A 25,824-nucleotide genomic window follows, 5' to 3' on the forward strand; every position below is an offset into this window, starting at 1 on the left:
AGCGCTTCGACGTCCAGGAAAGCGCCGTCCAAACCCGTGGCGTAGCGCTCCCCTCCTCGGCCTCAACAAAAATCGCCCTTCCCCGGGATCCCGCCGCTGAAAAGGCCTGAAAACCAACCCGACTGGATTTTCTTACGATCGAAAATAGCCGCTCCCCGCGGGAAAAGCTTTCGCCGGGCCCTTCCCGTTCAACACCTGGCCCTGGGTCAACACCAAAGAGGGGGTCGGCGGATCCGAAAAAGCGGGCCACCGGGTGACCGCCGCTCGACGCCGGTGGTAATCCGCGTCCGCGGCCGGCGCCGGGGGAGCGGCCTCGTACGCCCAACACGAACGACCGTCGCTGTGGGGCGTCAACGACGACGTGTCCCAGGGCGCGACGGCCCCCCGGGCGTATTTTCGCGAACAGGAAACGTTTTTGGTTTGAGGCCACCCCGTCATTGACGGCCGAGTGGAAACGGGCAAATCCCCATCGCCCGCCAGGGGCGCCCAGTGAACGTGGAAATCGTTGGAAAGCGAAAAGGATCCCCGGGGCACCAAAGCAACCGCGGGACGCGCGAACGGACCGTCGACCGTCCCACCGGGGGAACGAATCGTCCGAAGGCCCCCACCACCGCGAAGGAGAGCGCGGCAACGACCACCGCCAGGTGGACGCCCCAAAGCCCCCGGTGACTTTTTGCCGAAAACGCTCCCCGGCCGCGCGGGCGCACGGGGCCCTCCGCCCCTCAGCGCGCACCCGCCGGGGCGGCGGCCCCCGGTTTCGCGAGAATCCAATTTTGAGTTACAATGCGCGAAACAATCCCCGGTGCCATGAAACCTCTCTCCTGGACCCTGCGGTGCCAACGAAAAATCGCCGACCTCGGGTTGGCGGTCGTCAACGCCTACCTGGCCCGTTACACCGGCGGGTCCAAGGGGCCCGCCCTTTTCGATGTCGCGTCCACGGTTCCCGAGCTCACGGGCGTCACCGCCGCCTATCCCACCGTTCGGGCCGAATTTGAAAAAGTGTTCGCCCGACGGGGTCAACTTCCCTCTTACCACGAGCTGGACCCCCACGTCTCCCGCATTTCCCAGGGGGACGATTCGACCAAAAAATGGCGCGTTTATTTGCTGAACGCCATGGGCGAAATTCCGGCGGCGGCCCGGCGGGACTGCCCGGACACTCTGGCCGCTTTGGAGAAAGTGCCGGGGGTCTACCAAGCCTTTTTTTCCATCCTCGACCCGGGAAAAGCCGTCCCCGCCCATCACGGACCCTTCCGGGGGTATTTGCGGTACCACCTCGGACTTCGGGTTCCCAGGGAACGGCCGCCCGTCTTCCGGATTATCAACCATTTTTACACGTGGCAAGAGGGGAAGGACCTGCTGTTCGACGATTGCGCGGATCACGAGGTCTTCAACGAGGCCGCCGAGCCGCGGGGAATTCTGATCGTCGATGTCCTTCGTCCCCTGCCGTCAACGCCGGACCGCTTCAACCGGTGGATCGTCCGGCGCGTTATCCGCCCCCTGTACGGCCGCCGCCTGATGGAACGGGCGCGCTGACCGGGCGGCGGGACACCCGGGACCGCATGCCTTCCCCGGGCCACAAGGTCACCAACCACTCCGGCCGGGCCGCCGCCGCAAACGCCTCGAACGAAAACCGTTTGAATAGATAGGCCAGTAGCGCGGTCATTTCCGTCATCGCGAAGGCTTCCCCCAAGCAGGATCGCGCGCCGACCCCGAAGGGAAAATAGACACCGGGAGGGATCGCGGCCGCGCTCTTCTCCGTGAATCGGTCCGGGTCGAATCGTTCGGGGTCCGGAAAGTACGCCGGGGACCGGCTCAACAAATGGGGAAAAATTAGAACGTGGGCCCCGGCGGGCAACGAAACGCCGGAGGGCAGCCGGTCCGCCTCCGCCACCCGCCGCCCCAAGCACCAGACCGGCGGCCAAAGCCGCATGGCCTCCCGCAGGGCCCGCTGGGTCAGGGAGAAAGGCCCGGCCTCTCCCCGGTCCGCTTCCTCCTGCAACCCCCGGTGGAGATCCGGACGTTCGGCGATCAGCCGCAGGGTCCAAGTGAGCGCCGTGGCGACCGTTTCGTGAGCGGCGGCCAAAAACGTAAGGATTTCGTCCCGAACCCTCTTGCGCGCGATGGGTCGATTCGCCTCATCGGTCGCGGCCCGCAGGGTCTCCAGAAACGGGGTCGGGGTGATCGCCCCCGCGGTGGCGTCGATCAGGTCCTCCCCCAGCGCGGCCAGGGCGGCCGTCGCCCGTTCAAAAGATCCCCGGCGGCGGCGCCGCGACCAGGCGCTCCAGGGGGTGAAAGCCCCGGCGGCCATGTAACGTTGCCCCGCGAGGTACGCCTCGCCGATGGTCTCGGCCCGGTCCAGCAGATCCACGTTGAACAGCGCGCCGCCGGCGACCGTCAGGGCGATGCGGGACATGGCGGCGGACACGTCGACTTCCGCGCCGTTCCCCCAGAGGGCGGTCACCCGGTCCGCGGTGTCCCGGGTCAGGGCCGGCAGGTCCGGCAACCGACCTTTTTGAAAGAGCGGCCGAAGGCGGCGCCGTTGGAGATCGTGCCAGGGACCGTTGCTGGTGACCAACCCCTCCCCCAAGGTCTCCCGGGTGAGTTCAAAGTTGCCGCCCTTGGGGTAATTGGCCGGATTGGCGACGAGCACATGACGGACATCGGCGGGGTCCGCAAGGACCACCACCGGCCGCGACGTCGGCAACCGGAACAACGGGCCGAACCGCCCGCGCCAGGAGGTCAGCGCCCCGAGGGGGTTCCGGTGAAGCCCGGAAAATTCGAGGGCCCAGCGCCAGCGGGACACGCCCGGCACCCCCTCCAACGCCCTCTTCGACGCAGTGGCTTCCATGGCCGGATTTTAGCTGATTGGCGGGCCCGCGCGCTTGTCACGTGGGGTTTCGTCGGATATACTTAACTTATGGCCACTTTTCCGACGACGCGCCGCTTCCTGCTCGTGTACCCCGAGTTCAAGCCGACCATGTGGGGACTCCAGTACACCTTGCCCTTGATCGCCAAAAAATCCCTCGTGCCCCCTCTGGGACTCCTCACCATCGCGGCGTTGACCCCTCCCGAATACGACCTCCGGGTGGTGGACCTCAATTGCGAGCCGTTGACCGACGCCCAATTGGATTGGGCGGACGCGGTTCTCCTTTCCGCCATGCTCCCCCAAAAAGACGCCCTCTTCCGTGCGGCCGACCGGGCCCGGGCGCGGGGGAAATTCGTGGTCATGGGCGGGCCTTACCCCACCGCCTGCCCCGAGGAATGCCGACCCCATTGCGACGCCCTGGTCCTGAACGAGGGGGAAATCACCTGGCCGCAATTCCTGCGGGATCTGGAAGCCGGGCGGCCGAAGGACCTTTATCAAACGGACGAAAAGGCCGATATGACGAAATCCCCGGCTCCCCGCTTCGATCTCCTGAATTTATCGCATTACACCAACGTGCCGCTGCAGTTCGCCCGGGGATGCCCCTTCCAGTGCGAGTTTTGCGACATCATCGTCATGTTGGGCCGGGTGCCCCGCCTGAAAACGGTCCCCCAATTCATCCACGAACTGGATCTGCTTTACGCGACGGGCTACCGGGGCCAGGTGGGGGTGGTCGATGATAATTTCATAGGGAATGGGCGCGAGGTGCGGCTCCTTTTAAAAGCGATGAACGCCTGGAACGCAGAGCACGGGCACCCCTTCCATTACTTTTGCCAAGCCACGGTGAATTTGGCTGACGACGACGCCCTTTTGGAAGCGGTCGCCGCCGCCGATTTCACTCTGGCGTTTCTAGGGATTGAATCGCCGTCCATGGACAGCCTGAAGGAAACACGCAAGTTTCAAAACACGAACCATCCCCTTTTGGACCGGGTGCGGAAAATTCAGGCCGCCGGCATCCAGGTGATGGCCGGTTTCATCGTCGGTTTTGATAACGATCCGGAAAACATTTTTGAGGCCCAGAGGGATTTCATCGCCCGGGCCGCGATTCCCAACGTTTACATCAGCCCCCTGGTAGCCCTCCCGGGGACGCCCCTGTTCGATCGCATGCGCAAAGAGGGGCGACTGATCCCGGGGGAAGAGACCAAACACACCTTCATTTCCGGCTACACCAACATCCGGTACCGCCGGCCCATGAACGATTTTTTGGACGGTCACCGCCGGTTGCTCGAAAGCGTTTACCACCCGCGAGCCTATTTTGAGAGGGCGGTCGACACCCTCCACCGATTCCCCGCGCCCGTTTCTCTTCGGGATCGGGGACGCATTTTCCAACAGGAATTCCATCAGGTCTTTCGACTGATGCCCTCGGTGCGGGAGGCCCACCTGAAGCGGAAAAGCGTGGCGGGAGGGATATTCGGCCTGGCCCGGTCCGCTTGGCGGTTTTTTCGGGGCGTCCCCGGGCCGGTCCGGCGTGAAATCCCCCGATTTTTTTGGAACGTTTTGCGCTCGTCTCCCCAACGTTTCCCCTGGGTGATCCACCATGTTTGCATGGAAATTCATTTCTATCGGCTCGTTTTTGAAATGCTCATCCCGGAGTTGGATCAACGCCGGGCCGCCCTCGCGCCGGAAACCACCTCCGCCCCGCCCTCTCCCCCCGAAACGACGGTTTGACAGGTCCCGACCGACCCGGTATAATGAACTTCGACGGTCGAATTAAATCCCTTCGGATTTATCAAGCTCTTTTCTGACACCGCCCCGCGCCCGCCGGGGTCCATCCCCCGCCTCCCGAACCCGACCCGGATTCCCCTCCGCCCCGCGCCTTCGCGGGCAAGACGAAAATCCGTCGGAACCGTGGGCAAAATGGCCCGTTCGTCTAGCGGCCCAGGACGCCGCCCTCTCAAGGCGGAGATCACGGGTTCGAATCCCGTACGGGCCATTTTGCCGATGTTCCGGTCAGCGGGTTCAGCGTCGGAGCGGAGAACCCGGTCCGACGCTTGAATCGGGCGGAGTCCCCTCGATCAAGGCCGGGGGCCGTTGTCCCGTACGGGTCCTTTTGCCGATGTTTTTGTCGGCGGGTTCGGGATCGGGCCCTTCGTCCTTGTTTCCGACGATCGGAAAGTTGATACAATAGTTCCTCCACCGCGTGGTTCGCGGAGACCAGGAGACGAAACGCCCCATGGCGCGCGTGATCCTCAAGAACCTCACGAAAAGTTTCGGCGATCACCCGATCGTCAACAACGTTTCCTTGGACATTCCCGACAAGGAATTTTTCATCCTCGTCGGCCCCTCCGGCTGCGGCAAATCCACCACCCTCCGCATGATCGCCGGTCTGGAAGAATTGACCTCCGGCGAGATTCACATCAATGGTCGAATGGTCAATCACGTCCGTCCCAAGGACCGGGACATCGCCATGGTGTTCCAGAACTACGCCCTCTACCCCCACATGTCGGTCTACGAGAACATGGCCTTCGGGCTGAAACTTCGTGGGTATTCCCGAGCGGAAATCGATCGCCGGGTCCGTGAAGCCGCCGACATATTGACCCTCGGCCCCTACCTGGACCGGAAACCCCGCGCCCTTTCGGGCGGCCAGCGCCAGCGGGTCGCCGTTGGGCGCGCCATCGTCCGGAAACCCCAGGTTTTTCTTTTTGACGAACCCCTGTCCAACCTGGACGCCAAGCTCCGGGTCCAAATGCGGCTGGAACTCTCCAAACTCCACGAACGCCTCCAAACCACCATCGTCTACGTCACCCACGACCAGGTGGAAGCCATGACCATGGGCGATCGCATTTGCGTCATGAAGGACGGTGAGGTCCAGCAAGTGGCCCCCCCGCTGGAACTGTATCAACACCCGGCGAACCAATTCGTCGCCGGCTTCATCGGAAATCCCCCCATGAATTTTTTCCCGGTGATCGTGGAAACCGGCCGGGGGGGACCGGTCCTGCGCCACGCCTCTTTCAACCTGACCGTTCCCAAGACCCTGGCGGACCAGGCGCGCCCCTTGGTCGGGCGCGAAGTCAATTTCGGCATCCGCCCCGAGGACCTCTACGACCGTCTTTTTTACAACTACCCCGTGAGCGACGGGTCCAGCGTCAAGGCGGTGGTCGACGTCGTCGAGCCGATGGGTTCCGAAATCTATCTCTATCTCCGAGCCGGCACCGTGGATTTGGTCGTTCGGGTCCCCGCCTACGTCAAAGCCGAGGCCGGGCGGACCATGGATCTCGTGTTCAATTTGGAGCAAATGCATTTGTTCGACCGCGGCACGGGCCAGTCGCTTCTCAAGCCCATCGCGGCCCCGGCTCTTCCGCCGCGCCCCACCGCGGCGGCTTCCGCCCTCCCTTAACTCCCATGGGCCGTCCCCCCCCCGCTCGCCTCCGGGTCGGTCGCCGGAAAGAGCGCCGTTCCACAGCGGCCCGGGGCTTTTGCCCTTTTCCCGGATTTTCAATTCACCCATGATCTGGCGCGTCCTCTCCCACGCCGTGGCCGTTTATCACGGACTGAACGTTTTGTGGATCAATTTCGGCGTTTTTTTCGTCTGGCGCCGGCCCGTGTGGCGGGCCGTCCATCTGGCCAGCGTTTGGATCGCGTTCATCACCTTGTCCCAAGGCCTCTATTGCCCCATGACCAAAATTGAAAACGCCTTTACGGCCTACTACGATCCTTCCAAGACTTACTCCACGGGCTTCATTCTTCGCTACTTTCGGCCCATGGTGTGGTGGGACATGACCCAGCCCCAGATCGTGAAAGCCATGTCCGTCCTCACCCTCCTCGTCACCGTCTTTTACGCCTGGCTCTGGGCCCGGGAAAACGTCCGCCGCAAGCGGCCCCCGGTTTGAAAAAAATCCTTCTTCTGGGCCTGGCCGCCGGCTTGGCGACGCCTCTCCGGGCGGCACCGGCCGTTAAGTTCGGGCACCACCGCTACCGTGAGGCCCGGACGGTCGATTTGGCCGAGGCCGGCCCTTACCGGGCCTCCGGTCGGCGGGTGAAAATGCGGGCCCCCGCCGCCTCCGCGTTCCAAAAAATGGCGGAGGCCGCCCGGCGGGACGGCGTGTCTTTGATCCCCATTTCGGGTTTTCGAAGCCGGGAATACCAACGGGGCCTTTTCGAGCGGGCCCGCCGGAAATACGGCGACTCCGAGCGGGAAGCGGCCAAGTGGGTGGCGCCCCCGGGCTATTCCGAACATCACACCGGATGGACTCTGGATCTCGGGGACGGTGACGCGCCGGATACCGATGTGGATCAATCGTTTGAGAAGACGAAAGCCTTTCTTTGGCTCCGCGCCCACGCGGCCGATCACCAATTTGAATTGTCCTTCCCCTTGGACAACCCCCAAGGGGTGAGTTACGAACCTTGGCATTGGCGCTTCCTGGGCGAGCCGGAATCCCGCCGGCTCTTTCACCCGGCGTCGGGGAATTGATTTTTCGACGGTCCACCGAGCCGCCGCCCCGATGCTCCCCTTCCCTGGGACAAACCCCCTTTGACTCCGGCCGCCGCCCCTCGCTTTGAACGCGTCGCTCCCGGTCCTTCCTGGGGAACGCTCCTCGCGGAATACCCCGCCCTTTTGCGGGATCCCCTGGCCGTTGTGGCCCGGTGGCGGGATCGGTTCGGGCCCGCGATCCAGCTCCCCCACGGCGGCGCCCCCCTTCTTCTCCTCTCCTCGGCGGACGACATGGCCCACATCCTCGTGGCCCGCCACGGAGCCTACCTCAAGCGGGGGAACCTCGCGGTGGGCTACGACGTCCTCGGCCAGGGCCTGGTCACGAGCAACGGGCCATTGCACGACCGCCAGCGGCGGCTCTTGTCTCCCGCTTTTCACCCTCGCCGCTTTGAAAATCTTCCCGCCACGGCCCTGGAAGTGGCCCAGCGGATGACCGCGTCTTGGAACGAGGGGGCGACCGTCGATTTGGCCCGGGCGCTCACGCGCATCGCCTTCACCGTCCTTTGCAAAACGTTTTTCTCCTCGGAATTGGAACCCGTCCTCGACGACCTCATCGCGGCCTTCCTGAAGGGCCAGCGGTACCTTCAACGGGGCTTGCTCACCCCGTGGCCCCATCTGGCCCGTCTTCCCTGGCGGAGAGGCTACCGACAAACTTTTCCCTTGTTTTTTGAAACGGCCGACGCCCTGGTCCGGGGCCGCCGGGCGTCGGGCCCCCGGGGGGACATGCTGGACGCCCTTCTTAACGGAAAGACCGAGGAGGGCAGGCCCCTCCCCGACGCGTTGATTCGGGACGAGATCCTCACCTTTATGGCGGCGGGCCACGAAACCACCGCCAACGCCATCGCCTGGTCCTTGTGGCTCCTGGCGCGCCACCCGGCGGTTCTCGCCCGCCTTCAAAAAGAAGTCGACGCGGTCCCCGTGGACGGCCGCGGTCCGGACCCGCGAGCGCTGGTTTACACGGAACAAGTTTTTTGCGAAGCCCTGCGCCTCTTCCCGCCCATTTACAGCATCGGCCGCGACGCGGCGGAACCGGACCTCCTCCCTTCCGGAACGCGGATTCCGGCCCGATCCCACGTCGTTATGATGACCTATCTCGTGCACCGGGATCCCCGCGCCTTCCCCGAACCGGACCGCTTCGACCCGGAACGCTTCGCCCCGTCCCGCCGCGACAGCGTCCCCGCCCGCTATTTCCTTCCCTTCGGCGAAGGGCCCCGGAGTTGCATCGGGGAGGGGTTCGCGACCCTCCTGGGGAAAACCCTCCTCTTTTTCTTCGCGCGGTCCTTCGCCTGGGAACTTCGGCCCCGCCCGGCCGTCCGCCCGGAACTATTGATCGCCCTGCGCCCCCGGGAGGGCGTCTGGGCCCGGATCTCCCGGCGTCCGGGCGTTGGTCTCCCCCGAAGGCCTCCCGACGGGTTATAATAGTCCCCGCGTCTCTCATTTAAGAAAGGCACCCCATGGCCGGCGAATATATATTTACGATTGAAGATCTCTCCAAATCCTTCGGGTCCAAGAAACTGTTCGAAGGGATCTACCTCTCCTTTTATCACAAAGCCAAAATCGGCATCGTGGGGGAGAACGGCTCCGGCAAATCGACCCTCCTCCGCATTATGGCCGGCGTGGAAAAGGATTTTCGGGGAAAAGCCGAGGCCAAAAAGGGCGCCAAAATCGGCTACTTGCCCCAGGAGCCCCGCCTGGACCCGACGAAAACGGTTCGCGAGGAAGTGGAGGAAGCCTTCGCCGACATCAAAAAGATGTTGGCCGACTACGACAAGATTTCCGAAAGCATGTCGGGCGAACTTTCCCCGGACGACATGGAAAAGGCCCTGGAAAAAATGGGGCGGTTGCAGGAACAAATCGAGGCCATTGATGGATGGAACTTGAAACGCCAGGTGGACGTCGCCATGGACGCCCTGCTTCTGCCCGAGGACACGACGCTCTGCAACGTGCTCTCCGGCGGTGAAGCCCGCCGGGTGGCCCTTTGCAAACTGCTTTTGCTGAAGCCCGACATGCTCCTTCTCGACGAACCCACCAACCACCTGGACGCCGAAACCGTGGCCTGGCTGGAAAACGCGCTCAAGGAATACCCGGGCAACGTCATCGTCGTCACCCACGACCGCTACTTCCTGGACAACATCACCCAATGGATTTTGGAACTGGACCACGGCAAAGGCATTCCCTTCGAGGGCAGCTACCACGAATGGCTCGCCGCCAAAGCCAAACGGCTCGCCGACGAGGACAAGCGGGCCTCGGCCCTGCAGAAACATTTGGAAAAGGAATTGGAATGGATGCGCCAGACCCCCTCGGGCCGTCGGACCAAAAGCAAGGCCCGCGTCCGGGACTACGAAAGCCTGGCCTCCCAGCAAAAAACCATCGACGTCAACAGCTTGGACATCGAAGTCGTCCAAGGGCCCAAACTCGGCAACCGCGTGGTGGATTTTGAAAACGTCTCCAAGGCCTACGGCGACAACGGCCTCATGAAGGACGTGAGTTTCAGCGTGCCCCGCGGCGCCATTGTGGGCCTGGTGGGTCCCAACGGCGTCGGGAAAACCACGCTCTTCCGCATGCTGGTCGGCCAGGAAAAACCCGACGCCGGGCAGGTCAAAATCGGCGAAACGGTGGTGTTCTCCTACGTCGACCAGAAACGCGAAGACCTCTCCCCCGACAAGACCGTCTTCCAGGAAATCTCCGGCGGCAGCGATCTGCTGAAATTCGGCGACAAGGAAGTCCCCGCCCGGGTTTACTTGACGCGCTTCAACTTCCGGGGCGTCGACCAACAGAAGAAAGTCGGCTCCCTCTCCGGCGGCGAACGCAACCGCCTCCACTTGGCCAAGCAGATGCTCAAGGGCGGCAACGTCCTCCTCCTGGACGAACCCACCAACGACCTGGACGTGGACACCATCCGCGCCCTCGAAGACGCTCTTTTGGATTTCTCCGGGTGCGTGATGGTCATCAGCCACGACCGCTTTTTCCTGGACCGCGTCTGCTCCCACCTGATCGTCTACGAGGGCGAGGGAAAACTGCGCTGGTTCGAGGGGAACTTCCAGGAGTACGAAGCCAAGCGCCGGGAAGAACTGGGCGGCCGGGAAGAATCCCGCCGGTCGAAATACAAAAAACTTTCCCTTCGCTGACCCCCGTGCGCGGAGATCGAAAGGCGGCCGACCGATGAGCGCGCCGTCGACCGCCGAGCCGGTCCTTGACGCCCGGGAATTGAATAAATCCTATAGGGTCGATGGTCGCTCCCTCGACGTTCTGCGGGGCGTTTCGTTTCGCATGGCGACCGGCGAATCCGTGGCCATTCAGGGGGTTTCGGGAAGCGGAAAATCCACCCTCCTTTCCCTCTTGGCGGGATTGGATCGCCCCACCTCCGGTGAAATCACTCTGGGCGGGGAGCGTTTGGACCTTTTGCCGGAAAAGGAATTGGCGCGGATTCGCCGGGAAAAAATAGGTTTCGTCTTTCAAGCTTTCCACTTGGTGCCGAGCCTCACCGTATTGGAAAACGTCCTTCTTCCGGCCGCCTTCCGCTCCGGCGTCTTTTCCGAGGACCGCGGGCGGGCGCTCCTGGAGCGCGTCGGGCTGGCCGACCGCGCCGGACATTTTCCGGACCAGCTCTCCGGCGGGGAAAAACAGCGGGCCGCCCTGGCCCGGGCGCTGGTCAACGAACCCCCGCTGATATTCGCCGACGAACCCACCGGCAATCTGGATTCCAAAAACGGCCGAGCGGTTCTCGACCTTTTGGAGGAGCACACCCGCGCCGCGGGACGCGCCCTGTTGCTCGTCACCCACGACGACGCCGTGGCGGCCCGGGCGGATCGGCGCGTCCTCCTAAAGGACGGCGCCCTCTCCCCGGCCTCGTGACCCCCTTCCACCTCGCCCAACGGGAAATACGCCATCGACCGGTCCACGCCGCGCTTTTCGCCTTAAGTGTCGCGCTGGGGTCCGGGGTGCTCCTGGGGCTCTCGGGCTTCAACGCGGCCGTTGAAACCGGCGTGAAGCATCAGGCCCGGGAACTTTGGGCCGCCGATATCACCGTCGAAGGAACCCCCGGTCTGCTGGACGACGTCCACCGCTGGGCCGCCGACCGTTGGCCCGGGCTACGCGCGGCCCGCACCGTGGACACGGTTTCCATGTTGCGGGCGGCCGGGGGGGACGGCGTGACCCAGGCGACCCTGTCGGGCCTTTCCCCCGGCTATCCCCTTTACGGGCAAATCACCACGGGGTCCGGCCGGCCCTTGGCCGCGGCGCTCGAAGCCGGGGCCGTGGCGTCGCCAAAAATATTGGCCCAGCTGGGCCTTTCCGTCGGCGACGAAGTGATCCTCGGCCGCCGCCGCGTAACGATCGCGGACACCTTGGCGACCCGCACCGACGCCCCGGCCTCTTTCTTCGAGTTCGCCCCCAGCCTTCTTCTCCCGTTGAAAACGTTGGAAGCCACCGGCCTGTTGGGCCCCGGGAGCCGGAGCCTCAACAAGTTGTACCTGAACGTCCCGCCGGGGACGACCCTGGAGCCCGTTTTGGAGGAGGTCAAAAATCGCGCCGCCGCCGAGACCACCGACGTAAAATCCTGGGCCACGGACAACCCGGGGGTCCTTCGATTCGTTCAAAACACCCTCACCTATTTAAACTTCCTGGGGCTCTTCCTCCTGGCTCTGGCGGGCATCGGCGTGGCCAGCGCCCTGCAATCGGCGATCGCCGCCTCTCTTCGTTCCCTCGGTATGATGCGCGCCCTGGGCGCCCCCCGTGGATTTCTTTTCCGCCTGTGGGGGGCCTGGGTCGCGCTGCTCCTGGCGGCCGGGCTCGGGGGCGGGCTGGCCCTGGGGCGGTTGGTGTCGTTTCTCCTGGCCCGCTTGTTTGGCGACATGATCCCCGTGGGCGTGGCCCTGGGGTTCCCCGGGGCGGCCCTTCTCCAGACGGGCGGCCTCGCGGTCGGCGCCGCGGCGCTTTTCACGATCCTGCCCCTTTGGCGTTTGGCGGAGATATCCCCGAACTCTATTTTGTCTTGGGACCTGCCGCGATTCCTTCCCTCCCCGCGCCGCCTTTTCATCGTGGGGGGGTTTTCCGCTCCGCTCTTTTACGGGTTGGTGGTCCTGCAGGTCCGTCGGCCGGGGTTGGCGCTCGAGTACCTGCTCGCCATCGCGGGGTTGATTTTGGGCGCTTCGCTGGTCGTCTCTCTCCTGTCCCGGCTCCTCCGACGAGGGCTGATCTCGCGGGGGCTCACCCCGCGATTGACCCTGCGGGTCCTTTCCCGGCCCGGGGCCTTTCAGAACGCCGCCGCGGTCTCTCTGGCCCTCTCCTTCGCCGCCGTGCTGACCCTGGCCCTGGCCCAGAAAAATCTCACGGCCCAGTTGGTCGAATCTTTCCCGGAAAACATGCCCAATGTTTTTTTCATCAACGTTCAAGCCTCCCAAATCCCCCTTTTCCGGCGGATCGTGAAAACCGACTTCCGCCTTTTCCCGCTCGTGCGCGGCCGGGTCGTCTCCGTGAACGGGGTGCCCGTTCGGGATTTAAACGCCCGCGCCCAAAAACGCGGGGAGGAAGGCGATTCCTTTACCCGGGAATTCGGTCTCACGTACGGCCCGGACCTTCTTCCGACCGATGCCGTCGTCGCCGGGGGGACCCTCTGGAACGACCGGATCGACGGCCCCCAGGTGTCGGGCTTTACCGAACACCGCAAACGGTTCGGCCTGAACGTGGGGGACCGGCTGGAGTTCAGCGTCCTGGGTCGGCGCCTGTCGGCCACCGTCAGTTCCCTGCGATCCATCGATCAAAAAGTCCGGCAACCCTTTTTCTATTTTTACTTCAAACCCGGCCCCCTGGACCGGGTGCCTCACACCTTCATGGGCGGCGTGCACCTGGACGCCGGGCGCCTCCTGGACGTCGAAAAACAACTCGCCCGGGAACTGCCCAACGTGACCACCATCGACGTGACGGCCATCGCCCGATTGACGGGCAAAATCCTCGGTCGACTGGCCCGGGTGGTGAACGCCTTGGGATTGTTCACTTTCGCCGCGGGCCTTTTGCTTTTAACGTCCAGCCTCCTGGCGGGGTTGGCCGACCGCCAGAGGGAAGCGGTCCTTTACCGAACGCTGGGCGGCACTCTTTCCCAAATCCTCCGGGTGTTCCTGCTTGAACACCTCCTTCGCGGGGCCGCCGCGTCCTTGACCGCCCTGGCCGTGGGCACGGTGGCCGCCTGGGTTCTCATCCACCGCGTGATGGATTTGCCCTTCGTCATGCCCTGGGGGTTCGTACTCCTCGGGCTCTCGGCGGCGACGATTTTTATGGGCTTCTTTTCCCTGGCGCTCTCGGCCCGGGCTCTGCGCACGGCGCCCATGGAGGTCCTTCGCTATGAATAAAACTCTGGCCGCCGGGTTGCTGGTCCTGGCCGCCTGTGGGCAAAACACCCCGCCCCCGGTTCCGCCGCCGGCCCTTCATGTCCTCTGTTTCGGCGACAGCTTAACCGCCGGGAAAGACCTTCCCGATCCCGAACGTCAATCCTATCCGGCCATCCTTGAAAAACGGCTGAAAGAGAAAGGCCATTCCGTCCGGGTGACCAACGCCGGCCAATCCGGGGACACGACCTTTGAGGCCCTGGCCCGCCTGGATTTCAGCCTCGAGGACCGCCCGGACATCGTGATCGTCTGCCTGGGCTCCAACGATGTTTTCCAGGGAAAAAACATCGCCGACACGGAAAAGAATCTTCGGGAAATCCTTCGCCGGACCCGGGCCGCGGGGGCCCGAACGATTCTTTGCCAGATGCGGATTTACATAAATTTTGGTTTCGGCTGGGCCGCCCGTTATGAGAAGATATTTCCGCGGGTGGCCGCGGACGCGGGCGCGACGCTGGCGCCCTTTCCCTTGGAAGGCGTGGCGGGCCGTCCCGCCAAGAATCTGGCCGACGGGATCCACCCCAACGCCGAGGGATACGGGATTTTTGTCGATAACCTCTTCGACACGGTGGAAAAGGCGGTTAAACAACGCCTGAAGGAAAAAAGATGACAATTAATAGATCTCACGCCTCGCGGCAATCCTCCGTCACCCGCCCAGGTTCTCTCTCGTGACCGACAACAACGGGCCCCGCTCGGCCGAAAAAACCGTGGCCGTGATCGGCGCCACCAACGACCGCGCCAAATTCGGCAACAAGTCCGTCCGGGCGCATTTGAAGGCCGGCTACAGGGTTTATCCCGTTCATCCCCGGGAAACCACCGTCGAGGGTTTGCCCGTTTTCAAGTCCATCCGGGATGTCCCGCCGGTGGACCGAGTGACGGTGTACATACCGCCCGGCGCCCTGCTGCAAATTCTGCCGGACATCGCGGCCAAACAACCCAAGGAGTTTTTCCTGAACCCAGGAACCGAAAGCCCCGAGGTTTTGGAAAAAGCCCGGGCCTTGGGTTTGCAACCCATTCAAGCCTGCAGCATCGTGGACCTGGGCTACGCTTCCTCCCATTTCTGACATGACCATCCGACCCCTGCTGCTCACCCTGCTGTTCGCGGCTCCCGCCTTCGGCGCTGGACGAATGAGCCTCAAGGAAATGAACGATGGGCGGGAGGAAATTCGGCTTTTGACTCTGGAACGCATCCGCGCCGTGCCGGAGGATTCCCGGGCCATCGTGACGGGGGAGTCGCGGTTGCGGGAGCTTTTTGAGGAATACCAAGTTCAAGGCGGCACGCCCCCCGTTCGATTGTCGGCCGACACGTCTTACCTGCGCGGTGAAAGTCAAAAATTGATCCGCCTCCGGTCCGCCGGGCGGACGCCGCCCGCGGACCCCGGGGTGGCCGCCCGCATTGAAAAACGGTGGAACCTGTATCTCGCCCAGCGCGACGCCTTGAAAGACGCCGCCGCGTCCGATCAACAGGCCGGGAAATCGGAAAGCACCGTTTACTGGGCCACGCTCCGGGCCTTTGACCGCCTGCTGGAAAACACCGACAAAAAACTTTTGCACAACACGCCGCCGGGAGAGCGAAGCTTGACCGACGCCTTCGCTCGGGACCGGGCGGCAATATTGATGTCCCTGGAATCGGGACCCAAAAAAACCCGGGGTCCGGTCAAAGTGGTCGTGCCGGAAATTCACGCGCCGTCCATGACCATGGACGTCTCGGCTTTCTACCACGCCGTGGATTCCCTTCCCGAAGCCCGACCGCTGACGAAGGGCGCCTGGACCATCCCCGCCGGCGCGCGTACCGTTACGGAACGCCGGGCCGGGGTTCGCCTGGTGGTCCGCCCCGCCGCGGGTCAAGGCCTGGCCTACATCGGTTCCGAAACGGTGGATTTTCAATACGGTTATTTGGTCATCCCGGCCGAAACCGCTTATTATTTTGAGAACACGGGAACGATCCCCCTGGACATCGAATTCGTGGGGATCAAGCCCTAGAGGTCAAACATGGATAAATTGATCATCAACGGGTTGGAACTTTGGCTCAAAATCGGCTGCACGGAGGCCGAGCGGGCCTTCCCCCAGCGGATTGAAATGGACGTGACTTTGGAACTGTCTTTAAGCGCGGCGGGCAAAAGCGACGATCTGGCCCAATCGATGGACTACGCCGCCGTGGCCGATGCCCTTCGGCAAAAGTTAACGCCTCAATCCTTTCACTTGATCGAAACCGTCGCGGAGCAGGCGGCGGACCTCGTGCTGTGGAAATACAAACCCCGGGCCGTCACCGTCCTCATCAAAAAACGCGCCCTCCCAGGACTCGCCTGGGCCGGCGTGGAAATCCACCGCCCTTAGGCGCGGGGCCTTGAAATAGGCCCCTTTTGCCGCTATAAGTAAAGATCATCGTCTCTCCAACCCGCACGCCGGAGGTTCCGCATGGCCTTTTTGAAGCGCATCCAAAACAGTTGGCGTTTAATGAAAAGCTCCCTGTCCGTCATGGTCGATCACCCGAAGCTGATGGTCTTTCCGGCCGTGATCACCGCCTGCACCCTGGGCATCCTCCTTTTCTTTCTGGCCCCCGTGGCTCTTCAGCCCACGGGCCACGGCTACACCGAAGGGGCGCATTGGAAAGCCGTGAGCGAAAGCGTCTTTACCCGGGAATCCATGGACCGAATGGCCGCGGCCAAGCCGGAAGAGCGCCGAAACCAACAGTTGTCCCTGACACCCCAGGCCATGGTGTACCTCGCCGTGATTTATTTTGCTTCCATGTTTCTGGCGACCTTTTTCACCACCGCGTTCTACCATGAAATCATCAGCGCCCTCCAGGGCGGCGGCGTGTCCGTCACCGGCGGTTTGCGCTTCGCCCTAACCAAACTTCCGGCGATCCTGATGTGGTCCCTCTTCGCCGGAGTGATCGGCTATCTCATTAAATCCCTGGAGGAGCGGGTGGGATTGGTGGGAAAATGGATCCTTCGGTTCATCGGGGTGGCCTGGAGCGTGGCCTCGGTCTTCGCCATTCCGGTCCTCGTCATGGAGGAAGAAAAAAACCCGGTGGCCATTCTGAAACGCTCCGCGGAGACCCTGAAAAAAACCTGGGGGGAATCCCTGGCGGGGTTCGTGGGCCTTCAATTCGGCGGGTTCATCGTTATTTTTTCAACGATCGGACTTTACACGGCGGGGATAATCGCGGCGTCCTACTTTAAAATGCCCCTGCTGATTCTGGCGACCACCGGCCTTTGGGTCGCCGGCCTCTTCGCCTTTTTCTACACCATGGGGGTGGCCAACAGCATATACCGTTGCGCCCTCTACGTCTTTGCCGCCCAGGGCACCCTGGCGGGGCCCTACGACCGGGAGGCCATGGACCTGGCCTGGAAAATGAAAAAAAGCTAGGGCTGGAAGGACGCCCAGGACTTTTCGGTTTCCCAGAGGGTCACGCGGGTCACGGGCAGGCCCCGCTTCCGGGCCACGGTGAAGATTTCCTTGGCAATGTTCTCGGCGGTGGGGTTGTCCCGCATTAAGTAAAAGGGTTCGCCCAGGCTTTTGAGCGTTTTCGCCAGGGGATCGTCCTTCCGAAGAATCATCTGGTGGTCCAGGTGGTCGTCGATCCAGCTCTGCAGGCGGCTTTTGATGTCCCCGAAATCCACCACCATGCCCCGGGGGTCGAGTTTTCGGGCCGAAACCTCCACTTCCACCCGGCCGTTGTGTCCGTGGGGATGGCGGCACTTCCCTTCATAATTCATCAGGCGGTGGCCGTAGCAAAAGTGGATTTCACGGACGACTTTGAACACGGGGATATGGTAAAATACCCTTTCCGGTCGGTCAATAAATCGATTTGAAATTAATAGTCAAAAGGAGATACGCATGAGTCGGGGGGAGAAGATTGTTGCGTCCGTTTTGGGGATCCTGGTGTTTTTCGGACTCTTTTTCTTCATTTATTCATCCATGAAAGCCACCCCCACCTACCCGGCCCTTGACGAAACCGTCGGCGATTACGGCGACGATTACAATTTTAATGTGGAAGGCGACACCACCACGGTGGACGAGGCCATTCCGGAAGAGCCCTCTGCCCGGGTCGCGGAACCGACCAAGAAGGACGAAAAACAGCCTAAGAAATAGGGCTGTTTTGTCATTTCCTTGTCACAACCCAAACGCAACACCAGCCACCTGTGGGAGGCCATGCGGGAGATCCGCGTTCTCCGCTTCCCCCGTCATCGGCTGGCCACCTTCGGCCAAAGCGAGATCACCTATCAGTTGGTGACCTCCATTTCCGCCCTCCCCGCCCGGTCCACCCTCCGCACCGGAAAGGTCATCGCCGAACGCCCTCAAATCCTCACCCCCGACGCCTTCGTCCAACGGTTCAAGGACTTCGGGGAGGATTCCTCGGCCTACGAGCGGTTCCTGAAGGATCATTTTTCCGACAGCTTGCGGGGCCTGGAGTACAATTTCCGCAATATTCTGGAATCCACCGAACCCCACCACACGGACGCCCGGGAACTGGCCCGCAACATCCGAAAGGACTTGGACGACCGGGACGCCGGGCGGGCGGCCGTCATCCTGGGGCCCGAATCCGGCTGGGGCTTCGCCCTCATGAAATTCATTTTGGAGGAAACGTCCCAAAGTTTCGCCGTCAACGTGCGCGAGTTGGACGAGCGGGGCCTCTTCAACCCCGAAGGCGCCGAGGAGCGCCGCCGTCGGGAAATCGAGTCCCTCCTGCGCAAGGCCGAAACGGATCCGTCCTTCGTCAAACCCCTGGCCGATCTGCTGAATCGTTACGGTCTTTTTAACGACTACCAGGACGCCTTTTTCCGCCTCGTCAAACGCGGGGCGTCGTGAAAATCCTCCTCGCCCGCCCCCGGGGATTTTGCGCGGGGGTCGTGCGGGCCGTCGATATCGTCGACATCGCCCTTCAGAAATTTCCGGCCCCGATTTACGTCCGCAAAGAAATCGTCCACAACCGGGCGGTCGTCGACGATTTTAAATCCCGGGGCGTGGTCTTCATCGACACCCTGGACGAAGCCCCCGCCCAAAGCGTGGTCATTTTTTCCGCCCACGGGGTGTCCCCGGAAGTCCGTCGCCGGGCCGACGAACGCGGCCTCCGGGTCATCGACGCCACCTGCCCCCTGGTCACCAAGGTCCACCTCGAAGTTCACCGTTTCCGGCGGGAAGGTTTCCGCCTGTTGCTGGTCGGCCACCGGGAGCACGACGAAGTCGAAGGAACCCTGGGCGAAGCCCCCGGGGAGATCACCCTGGTGGAAAACGTCGACGACGTGGTCCGCCTGCCCTTTCCGCTCGATGAAAAACTCATGATTCTCACCCAAACCACCCTGAGCCTGGACGAAACCCGGGACGTGATCCTCGCCATCAAAAAACGCTTCCCCAACGCCGAGACGCCGCCCAAGGACGACATCTGTTACGCCACCCAAAACCGCCAAGACGCGGTCAAAGATTTGCTTCGCCGCGACATCGACCTCCTTTTGGTGGTCGGTTCCAAAAACAGCTCCAACAGCCAACGACTGGTGGACGTGGCCCGTCAATCGGGCTGCTCCGCCCATTTGATCGATGGCGCGGGCGAGATCGACCCCGCCTGGCTGACCGGCGTCACAACCGTCGGCGTCACGGCCGGCGCTTCGGCGCCGGAACACCTGGTGCAGGGCGTGGTGGCTCTTTTGACCGGTCGCGGCGGCCGGGTGGAGGAAGTCACCGTCCGGGAAGAGGACGTCCACTTTTCCTTGCCCAAAGAATTGGCCGGCCTCGCGCCGACCCGATGAGCGCCCGGCGCCCGCCGTCGGCCGCTCCCGTTCTCGTTTTCCGCCACGTCCCCCACGAAGGCCTCGGGACCCTCGCCCCGGCCCTTCGGGCGGCCGGATACCCCGTTCGCGTCATCGACATCGCCCGGGGGCGTCCCGCCCTGCCGTCCCCCCGAAGCCTCTCCGCGCTGATCGTCATGGGCGGTCCCATGGGCGTCTACGAGAAATCAAAATACCCCTTTCTGCGTCGGGAAATCGCCTACCTCCGCCGAGCTATTCGGGCGAAGAAACCCCTGCTGGGCGTGTGTTTGGGCGCCCAGCTCATCGCCCACGCCCTGGGCCAACGGGTCTATCCCAATGACAAAAAAGAAATCGGTTGGTACCCCCTCCATCGGACCGACGCCGCCCGGCGGGACCCTCTGTTCGCCCGTTTTCCCAAAACCGCCGCGGTCTTCCAATGGCACGGCGATACTTTTGATTTACCGAAAGGCGCCACGCTGCTGGCCACCTCGCCCCGCTGCCGCCATCAGGCCTTCCGCTGGGGCGACCGGGTTTACGGCCTGCAGTTCCACGTGGAAGTCGATCCCGCGATGGTTCGCGAATGGCTTTCCCAACCCGGCGTGGACCAAGAGCTCCAAGCCGTCGAGGGGCGCACACGACGGGAAATCCGCCTCCACCGCCACCGCCGCTGGCGCGGGTTGCGTCGGCTGGCTCAACCCCTGTTCCAAGGCTGGGTGGGGATCCTACGGGGAACGGCGGGCCTCCCCGGGCGACGCCTCGCCCCGACCCCTTCCCGTCCGTGAACGTCCTTTCCGTTCGGCCAACCCCGCGCCTTGCCCCAGCGCCGCCGGCGATCGCCCAACGATTTAAAAGGGTCTACATCGAAATCAGCAACGTTTGCAATTTGCAGTGCTCCTTCTGCCCCGCCGTCGCTCGGGACACGCAGTTCATGGGGATCGACCTTTTTAGGAAAATCGCCGCCGCCGCGGCGCCGCTGACGGAAGAAGTCGGCTTTCATTTGATGGGGGAACCCCTGCTCCACCCCGCCTTTAATTCCTTCGTCGACGCCTGCGCTTCCCTGGGCCTTCCCATCCATTTAACGACCAACGGGTTCTTGCTCCAGCCGACCCGCTCGAACATTCTGTTGCATCCGGCCCTAAAACAAATCAATTTTTCGCTTCAAAGTTTTGCGGACAATTTTCCCGAAAAGGACGACGCGGACTACCTTCAACGGATTTTTGACTTCACGGAGCGGGCCGGGCGGGAACGCCCCGATCTTTACATCAATTACCGCCTCTGGAACCACGGAGCGCCCAGGTCGTTGGAAGGGAACGGTCGTCTGATCGGGAAAATCAAGCGGGGGCTGGGCGTCGATTTTGGTAATGTGCCGGATGTCCGATGGAAGAAAAGCGTTCCATTGAAAGGCCGGGCGTCGCTGCATTTCGACACCCGATTTCAATGGCCCCACCCCGACCAACCGGTCCGGTCCTCCCGGGGCTTTTGCCACGGACTGTCCACCCACATTGGGGTGTTGGCCGACGGGACCGTCGTTCCCTGTTGCTTGGACAAGGAAGGCGTTATTAATTTGGGAAACCTCGGCACCCAAAACATCCACGACGTGCTTCAAAGCCCCCGGGCCACGGCCATCCGCGAGGGGTTTAAAAAAGGGATCCTGGTGGAGGACCTTTGTCGAAAATGCACTTACATTTCCCGCTTTGACGGCAAAGCCCAAAAAATTAACCCCGACGCCTCCCCCCGGCCCCCGGACCCCGTTCATGGAAACTAAGACCGCCCGTCGGTCCTCCCCGCCGTCCGCCGAATGGGGGGAGGAACATTTCGAAAACTACGGCGGGGAGGGGCGGAGTTACCGTCGAACGTGGAAGCAATTCAACAGCGTGAACGACTGCGTAAAAATCTTCTCCCGAATCGAGGGGTTGCGCATCGAATCGGTCATCGTCCTCGGGGCGGCCATGGGGGACATCTTGAAATTTTTCGAGTCCACCTGGGGCACGCGGCCGCACGGGTGCGAGCTGAGCCGCTGGGCTTACCGACAAATTCCCCACCCCTACCGTCGACGAATAAAAAATCAAGACATGAAACATTACGTGAAAGAATGCCGGAGGAGGGTGGACGTCGTTTACGCCAATTCCTTTATGTATTTGAACGAGGAGGACGTCCCTTGGGTTTTGAAGCACTGCGCCCGCATCGGCCGCTATTTGTTCGTGGACCTCAGTTATTCGGAGTGTTTCGCGGAGAACGACCCTTTTCGCCGCATCTTGAAACCCCACCGCTGGTGGAGAAACCAATTCCGGGAAGCGGGGTTTGTCCCCTTTGGAAAACACCGAAAACTCTGGCGATCGGCTTCCCGAATCCAGGCCCTCGCGGCCCTTTCCGGTCGTTCCGCGAAGAAGTAAACTGTCTGCCAATCCCGAGTCGAAGAACGCCGAGGACACCTTGACCATTTCACAGACCCCGCAGCGCGCCGCCCTTCCCCACGCCGAACGAGCCCGAAGCCTGATGCTTTTGGGGTTCGGCGCTCTTCTGGTTTCCACCTTCCTGGCCCGAAGCGGCCGGGAACCTTTCGCCTCCGGGTTCGTGGCCCTGGCCGCCTGGAGCTATCTTCTGCTGGTCGACGGATGGGTCTATCGCCATCGCGGCGAATCCCTGATCCAGTCGCATCCCCGTCGTTTCTTGTTTCTCGCCCTCTGGTCTCTGGTGTTCAAGCTCTTCAACGAAATCGCCAACCTCCGGCTGGGCTATTGGGCCCACGGCGTGACGTCGGCTTCCCGGGGCGCGGCCTGGATCCTCGGCGCCGTCGCCTTGGCGGCGGCCGTGCCCGTCCTTTTGGAAACGGCGGATTTGATCGAATCCGCCGGCGTTTTCAAATCCGTGACCGTGCCGCCCCTCCAACGGGCCCCCAGCGTTCTCATCGTGAGCGGCGGGTTGGTCTTCGCGTTTTTGGCCCTCGCCTGGCCCCGCCTTTTTTCGCCTCTTTGGTGGGCCGTTCCTCTCCTGCTCTGCGATCCGCTCAACGAACGCTGGGCGGAATCTTCCCTGTTGGCCGACGCCCGGGTCGGCCAGGTGCGCAAGATCGTCCTGGTGGGCTTGGCCGGGCTCCTCACCGGCGTCCTCTGGGAAACGGCCAACGTCGTGGCGGGCCCTCACTGGATTTACCCCGCCTTGGACAACCCCGTCCGATTCCTTGAACTGCCCGTGGCCGGCTATTTGCTTTGCCCGTTCATGGCGTTGAGCGCCTACGCGTCCTCCGTGACGGCCGTGGCCCTCTGGGACCGCATGAAACCGATGATTCGAATTCCGCTGGCCTTCGGCGCCGCCGTCGCCGTCGTCGCCGCCTTGGCGCGCGTGTGGCCGTGAAACCGGGCGTCTACGTCGTCACCGGGGGCGCCGGTTTTCTGGGGTCCCATTTAAGCGACCACCTTCTTCGGCGGGGCCACCGGGTCATCGGCGTGGACAATTTATTGACGGGCTCCCCCGACAACATCGCCCACCTGGCGGGTCACCCGCGTTACCGTTTCATCAAGCACGACGTCACCCAGGACCTTTACCTGCACGGTCCCGTGAACGGGATTCTCCATTTCGCGAGCCCCGCTTCGCCCCGGGATTATTTGGAGTTCCCCATTCAAACCCTCAAAGTCGGCGCCCTGGGCACCCACAAGATGCTGGGCCTCGCCAAAGCCAAGAACGCTCGGTTCCTGCTGGCTTCCACCTCGGAAGTTTACGGCGATCCCCAGGTGCACCCCCAGCGGGAAGATTATTGGGGCCACGTGAATCCCGTGGGGCCCCGGGGCGTTTACGACGAGGCCAAACGCTACGCCGAAGCCATGGCCATGGCCTACCACCGGGCCCACGGCGTCAAGGTGCGCATCGCCCGAATCTTCAACACCTACGGCCCGCGCATGCGCAAAAACGACGGCCGCGCCGTTCCCGAATTCATCGACGCCGCCTTGAACAACAAACCCATTCCCGTCTTCGGCCGGGGCCAACAGACCCGAAGCCTGTGCTACGTGGAGGACGAGGTGGAAGGCTTGTTGCGGCTCCTTTTCTCCAGCCACGTGGGGCCCATGAACATCGGCAACCCCCGGGAAATCACCATTTTGGACATCGCCCGCCTGGTCAAGAAACTGACCGGCAGCCGAAGCCCCATCGTGCACAAACCCCTGCCCGTGGACGACCCCAAAGTCCGCCAGCCCAACATCGCCTTCGCCCGCCGCGCCCTGCGGTGGGAACCGAACGTGACGCTGGAAGAAGGCCTCCGGCGGACCGTTGATTGGTTCCAAAACGCCGCCGGCCCCGCCCCGAAACCGAAGCGATCGAGGAAAAAACAATAAAGCGCCCTTCCGCCAACACGTGGTGGGTCGTCGGCGTCACGGCCGCGGTGTTGGTGTTTTACGTTTTCGGCTTTTTTGATCGCCTCGAAAACGCCTCCATCGATTTCCGGTTCGCCCAACGGGGCCTCCGTCCCGTTGATTCCCGCATTGCCCTCATCACCATCAACGACGATTCCCTGAAAAAATTGGGGCTCTACCCCTGGCCCCGGGACCTGCACGCCCGGCTCGTTCAATTGCTAAGCCGGGCGGGCGCCGCGGCCGTCGCCTTTGACGTTCTCTTTTTGGAAGAGGACCGCAAAAACCCGTCCGGCGACGCCGCCCTGGGCCGAACGGCCGCGGCCAACGGCCGGGTGGTTTTCGGTTCGCTCATCACCGATTTTGCGGACGGGGCCCCGTCAAAAGTGGATCGGCCCATCGCCGCGCTCCAAAATCCCCGCAACGGAACCGGGTACGTCAACGTGTTCCCTGAAAAAGACGGCATTCTACGGAACGCCGCCCTGTGGGTCTCTCTGGAGGGGCGCGTCCTGCCCTCCCTGAGTTTGGCCGCCCTGGCCGTCGTTCGCCAACGGACGGTTGAAAGCCTCGCCGCGGCCTTGGAAAAACGGGCGTCGGGCGACTGGCACGAAATGATCGTCAATTTTTCGGGTTGGAACGAGAACGCCGCCGGGTCGCCTTCGCCGTACCGGTACTACCCCTACGCCGATGTTCTTTCGGGACGGACCCACCCGGACGCCTTTAAAAACAAGATTGTCATCGTTTGTGGAACGGCCACCGGACTTTTCGACAACACCGCTGTTCCGAATCTGCGCAATTTCCCAGGTCCCGAATTCCACGCCAACGTCCTTGACAATCTGCTGAACGGCACCTATCTCCGCTCGCCCCCCGCCTGGTGGTCTCTCCCCGTCATTCTTCTTTTGGGTCTCGTGATCGGCCCCTGGCTGGCCGGATTAAAAACCAAGCGCGGGGCAACCGCTGTGGGGGCCATTTTAATCGTCTACTACGCGCTCTGCCAATTCGGTTTTAATCGCTTTTATTACGTCTTCAATTTCATCGTTCCCTTGGTCGCCTTGCTCGCCACGTACGGCACGATGCTGTTCCGCCGCCTTTTGACCGAAGAAAAGGAAAAACGCCGGATCAAAAGCATGTTCGGTCAATACGTTTCCCCGAAAGTGATCGATATTCTCATCCGCGACTCCTCCCGCATGAAATTGGGGGGCGAGGAACGTCACGTCACCCTGTTCTTTTCGGACATCGCCGGTTTCACGACGGTCTCCGAAAAATTATCTCCCCAGGAACTCGTCGCGGTGCTAAACGATTACCTGAGCACGATGACCGACGTGATCTTGGACCTCGATGGAACCCTCGACAAATTCATCGGCGACGCCATCATGGCGTTCTGGAACGCCCCCCTGGATCAGCCGAAGCACGCGCTCCTGGCCTGCCGGGCCGCCGTGAAACAGATGGCGCTTTTGCCCGAACTTCATCAACGATTCGGCGACAAAGGCTGGCCCGTGGTGGAGTTCCGGATCGGCTTGAACACGGGCCCCGCCGTCATCGGCAACATGGGCTCCACCACCCACCGAAACTTCACCGCCGTGGGGGACACCGTCAATTTGGCCTCCCGACTCGAGGGCGCCAACAAAATGTTCGGGACTCGGATCTTGATTTCCGAAAGCACGTTCCAGGCCGCCAAGGACGACGTCGAGGTCCGGGAATTGGATTTCCTCCGCGTGAAGGGGAAAACCCAGCCCATCCGGGTCTTTGAATTGCTCGCCATGAAAAACGGGGTGTCCCCGGAAAAGAAAAAATCCGTTTCCCTGTTCACCGAAGGATTGGCGCTTTACCGCGATCGTCGGTTCACGGACGCCACGGCCAAATTTTTCGAGTCCCTGAAGGCGTCGCCCGATGACAAGCCCTCTCAAATCTACATTAAGCGTTGCGAGCAATTCCTGACCACGCCCCCGCCCCCGGACTGGGATGGGGTGTACGTGATGACCAGCAAGTAACCGCG

26 protein-coding genes and 1 tRNA gene are annotated in these 25,824 nt (G+C 62.5%); 24 read left to right on the forward strand and 3 right to left on the reverse strand.

From position 1 onward, the window contains the following. Positions 1-132: 132 nt before the first annotated feature. Entirely contained in the window at positions 133-534 is a 402-nt protein-coding gene (locus IPP68_01175; protein MBL0348976.1) for a hypothetical protein, read from the reverse strand. A 273-nt stretch (positions 535-807) separates the two neighbouring features. On the opposite strand from IPP68_01175, the gene IPP68_01180 reads away from it, so the two are divergent. After that, a complete protein-coding gene (locus tag IPP68_01180; protein MBL0348977.1) occupies positions 808-1,533 on the forward strand; it encodes an aspartyl/asparaginyl beta-hydroxylase domain-containing protein in 726 nt (241 codons plus the stop codon). On the opposite strand, the gene IPP68_01185 is transcribed toward IPP68_01180, so the two are convergent. Then, entirely contained in the window at positions 1,487-2,803 is a 1,317-nt protein-coding gene (locus IPP68_01185) for a cytochrome P450 (GenBank protein MBL0348978.1), read from the reverse strand. The two genes, IPP68_01180 and IPP68_01185, sit on opposite strands and share 47 nt — an antisense overlap. 114 nt (positions 2,804-2,917) lie before the next feature. Between IPP68_01185 and IPP68_01190 the strand changes: the two genes are divergently transcribed. From IPP68_01190 to IPP68_01255, 14 genes are all read left to right on the forward strand, one after another. Then, positions 2,918-4,591 (forward strand): DUF4070 domain-containing protein, encoded by a 1,674-nt coding sequence (locus IPP68_01190; GenBank protein ID MBL0348979.1) that lies wholly within the window; start codon positions 2,918-2,920, stop codon positions 4,589-4,591. A 191-nt stretch (positions 4,592-4,782) separates the two neighbouring features. Further along, positions 4,783-4,856 (forward strand) — tRNA-Glu (locus IPP68_01195). A gap of 240 nt (positions 4,857-5,096) precedes the next feature. Next, the gene (gene ugpC, locus IPP68_01200; GenBank protein MBL0348980.1) at positions 5,097-6,260 is read left to right on the forward strand and encodes a sn-glycerol-3-phosphate ABC transporter ATP-binding protein UgpC; all 1,164 of its coding nucleotides are present in this window, start codon (positions 5,097-5,099) and stop codon (positions 6,258-6,260) included. Between the two features lie 109 nt (positions 6,261-6,369). Continuing rightward, a complete protein-coding gene (locus IPP68_01205) occupies positions 6,370-6,753 on the forward strand; it encodes a DUF2784 family protein (protein ID MBL0348981.1) in 384 nt (127 codons plus the stop codon). Further along, positions 6,750-7,334, forward strand: a complete 585-nt coding sequence (locus IPP68_01210) for a M15 family metallopeptidase (GenBank protein MBL0348982.1) — start codon at positions 6,750-6,752, stop codon at positions 7,332-7,334. Before IPP68_01205 ends, IPP68_01210 begins: the two co-directional genes overlap by 4 nt. Before the next feature lie 60 nt (positions 7,335-7,394). Further along, positions 7,395-8,774, forward strand: a complete 1,380-nt coding sequence (locus IPP68_01215; protein ID MBL0348983.1) for a cytochrome P450 — start codon at positions 7,395-7,397, stop codon at positions 8,772-8,774. 35 nt (positions 8,775-8,809) lie between these two features. After that, positions 8,810-10,483 carry an energy-dependent translational throttle protein EttA gene (ettA, locus tag IPP68_01220; protein MBL0348984.1) on the forward strand — a complete coding sequence of 558 codons (1,674 nt, stop codon included), beginning with the start codon at positions 8,810-8,812 and terminating at the stop codon, positions 10,481-10,483. 34 nt (positions 10,484-10,517) lie between these two features. Next, positions 10,518-11,210, forward strand: coding sequence for an ABC transporter ATP-binding protein (locus IPP68_01225; GenBank protein MBL0348985.1), 693 nt, complete (start codon positions 10,518-10,520; stop codon positions 11,208-11,210). Next, positions 11,207-13,702 (forward strand): ABC transporter permease, encoded by a 2,496-nt coding sequence (locus IPP68_01230; GenBank protein ID MBL0348986.1) that lies wholly within the window; start codon positions 11,207-11,209, stop codon positions 13,700-13,702. The genes IPP68_01225 and IPP68_01230 overlap by 4 nt, the downstream gene beginning before the upstream one ends. Next, the gene (locus tag IPP68_01235; protein ID MBL0348987.1) at positions 13,695-14,345 is read left to right on the forward strand and encodes an arylesterase; all 651 of its coding nucleotides are present in this window, start codon (positions 13,695-13,697) and stop codon (positions 14,343-14,345) included. The genes IPP68_01230 and IPP68_01235 overlap by 8 nt, the downstream gene beginning before the upstream one ends. Before the next feature lie 58 nt (positions 14,346-14,403). After that, positions 14,404-14,799 carry a CoA-binding protein gene (locus IPP68_01240; GenBank protein ID MBL0348988.1) on the forward strand — a complete coding sequence of 132 codons (396 nt, stop codon included), beginning with the start codon at positions 14,404-14,406 and terminating at the stop codon, positions 14,797-14,799. Between the two features lies 1 nt (position 14,800). Beyond that, the gene (locus tag IPP68_01245) at positions 14,801-15,718 is read left to right on the forward strand and encodes a hypothetical protein (protein ID MBL0348989.1); all 918 of its coding nucleotides are present in this window, start codon (positions 14,801-14,803) and stop codon (positions 15,716-15,718) included. Between the two features lie 9 nt (positions 15,719-15,727). Beyond that, a complete protein-coding gene (folB, locus tag IPP68_01250; protein MBL0348990.1) occupies positions 15,728-16,072 on the forward strand; it encodes a dihydroneopterin aldolase in 345 nt (114 codons plus the stop codon). A gap of 81 nt (positions 16,073-16,153) precedes the next feature. Beyond that, a complete protein-coding gene (locus IPP68_01255) occupies positions 16,154-17,107 on the forward strand; it encodes a hypothetical protein (GenBank protein ID MBL0348991.1) in 954 nt (317 codons plus the stop codon). On the opposite strand, the gene IPP68_01260 is transcribed toward IPP68_01255, so the two are convergent. After that, positions 17,104-17,505, reverse strand: coding sequence for a 6-carboxytetrahydropterin synthase (locus tag IPP68_01260; GenBank protein ID MBL0348992.1), 402 nt, complete (start codon positions 17,503-17,505; stop codon positions 17,104-17,106). The genes IPP68_01255 and IPP68_01260 overlap by 4 nt on opposite strands. A gap of 73 nt (positions 17,506-17,578) precedes the next feature. Between IPP68_01260 and IPP68_01265 the strand changes: the two genes are divergently transcribed. Genes IPP68_01265 through IPP68_01305 form a run of 9 tightly spaced genes read left to right on the forward strand, consistent with a single transcriptional unit; the run spans position 17,579 to position 25,819 of the window. Continuing rightward, entirely contained in the window at positions 17,579-17,833 is a 255-nt protein-coding gene (locus IPP68_01265) for a hypothetical protein (protein MBL0348993.1), read from the forward strand. Between the two features lie 18 nt (positions 17,834-17,851). Next, complete coding sequence (locus tag IPP68_01270) at positions 17,852-18,550, forward strand: hypothetical protein (GenBank protein MBL0348994.1); 699 nt, start codon at positions 17,852-17,854, stop codon at positions 18,548-18,550. Next, complete coding sequence (gene ispH / locus IPP68_01275) at positions 18,547-19,485, forward strand: 4-hydroxy-3-methylbut-2-enyl diphosphate reductase (GenBank protein ID MBL0348995.1); 939 nt, start codon at positions 18,547-18,549, stop codon at positions 19,483-19,485. The genes IPP68_01270 and ispH overlap by 4 nt, the downstream gene beginning before the upstream one ends. Beyond that, the gene (locus tag IPP68_01280; protein ID MBL0348996.1) at positions 19,482-20,267 is read left to right on the forward strand and encodes a gamma-glutamyl-gamma-aminobutyrate hydrolase family protein; all 786 of its coding nucleotides are present in this window, start codon (positions 19,482-19,484) and stop codon (positions 20,265-20,267) included. Before ispH ends, IPP68_01280 begins: the two co-directional genes overlap by 4 nt. Beyond that, positions 20,264-21,250: an SPASM domain-containing protein gene (locus IPP68_01285; GenBank protein MBL0348997.1), complete on the forward strand. Its 987-nt coding sequence runs from the start codon at positions 20,264-20,266 to the stop codon at positions 21,248-21,250. The genes IPP68_01280 and IPP68_01285 overlap by 4 nt, the downstream gene beginning before the upstream one ends. Continuing rightward, the gene (locus tag IPP68_01290; GenBank protein MBL0348998.1) at positions 21,240-21,878 is read left to right on the forward strand and encodes a hypothetical protein; all 639 of its coding nucleotides are present in this window, start codon (positions 21,240-21,242) and stop codon (positions 21,876-21,878) included. Before IPP68_01285 ends, IPP68_01290 begins: the two co-directional genes overlap by 11 nt. 40 nt (positions 21,879-21,918) lie before the next feature. Next, the gene (locus IPP68_01295) at positions 21,919-22,839 is read left to right on the forward strand and encodes a hypothetical protein (GenBank protein MBL0348999.1); all 921 of its coding nucleotides are present in this window, start codon (positions 21,919-21,921) and stop codon (positions 22,837-22,839) included. Next, positions 22,836-23,813, forward strand: coding sequence for an SDR family oxidoreductase (locus tag IPP68_01300; protein ID MBL0349000.1), 978 nt, complete (start codon positions 22,836-22,838; stop codon positions 23,811-23,813). Before IPP68_01295 ends, IPP68_01300 begins: the two co-directional genes overlap by 4 nt. Next, a complete protein-coding gene (locus tag IPP68_01305; protein MBL0349001.1) occupies positions 23,753-25,819 on the forward strand; it encodes a CHASE2 domain-containing protein in 2,067 nt (688 codons plus the stop codon). Before IPP68_01300 ends, IPP68_01305 begins: the two co-directional genes overlap by 61 nt. Positions 25,820-25,824 lie beyond the last annotated feature (5 nt).

Source organism: Elusimicrobiota bacterium, assembly GCA_016722575.1.
GTDB lineage: Bacteria > Elusimicrobiota > Elusimicrobia > FEN-1173 > FEN-1173 > JADKIY01.